Annotated in this window: 1 protein-coding gene; it reads left to right on the top strand. The window is 53.5% G+C overall.

Annotated elements, in window-relative coordinates:
• A partial coding sequence (locus A3730_RS31300) for a hypothetical protein (protein WP_197477364.1) occupies positions 1-797 on the top strand: 797 nt, incomplete at both ends.

Consider the following 797-nt stretch of genomic DNA (forward strand, 5'->3'; position numbering starts at 1 on the left):
TCGGTGACCAGTACCGCATGTTTCTGAACTTCCTTATGGCCGATGGCGGTGAAGCCGGCCAGGCGTTGCAGCAGAAGATATCGGATGCTTCGCACAACCTGTTTCAGATCCAGTCCAGCGTGAATGTGGCTTATCAGAACTTCAAACAGCAAACCAGCAGCACCGAGTCATTCGATGACTGGTTGGCCAATGAAGGTCTGGCCTCCGCATCGCAGTTGAACCAGGCAAAAGCACAACTCAAGGAAGCCAACAGCAACTACACGGAATACATGCAGAAGCTGAAAGGCCCGATCAGTGAGGCGACCAAGCGCTATGACGATAACCTGGTGACGGTTGTGGGCCAGGATGGCAACTCGGTGAAGGATCAATCCGCGTTTCAGATCAGTGAAACCCCCTGGGACTACGTTAACCGGATCACCGGTAACAACTTCGGTGGAGCCGCTACCGCCGGTTCCGCCAAAACCTTCTCTCTGGATTCGTCCACCAAACAATGGTCAGACAGCACCGTCTATGGTGAAACAGAACTGGGCGGGTTGTTCGATTTCTTTGGCTTTGAAGCCGGGGGCGAATACAAAAAAGTGTCGACAGAGCACTTCTCCAGCCAGTACGACATCAGCTTTGCCTTTGAAGATGTCTCCATCGTCACGGTGACCCCGGGCAACTGGTTTAACGCGGCCATGCCGGCCAACTACCTGAATGGTCCGTTCATGCCGGGTCATTCCGGTTTCAAGAACGGCGACGATGCCTATTACTTTGGCAAGGGCGGCAACCTGGCACGTATCGTTTCACAAATGATT

Source organism: Alcanivorax sp. HI0044, from assembly GCF_001634945.1.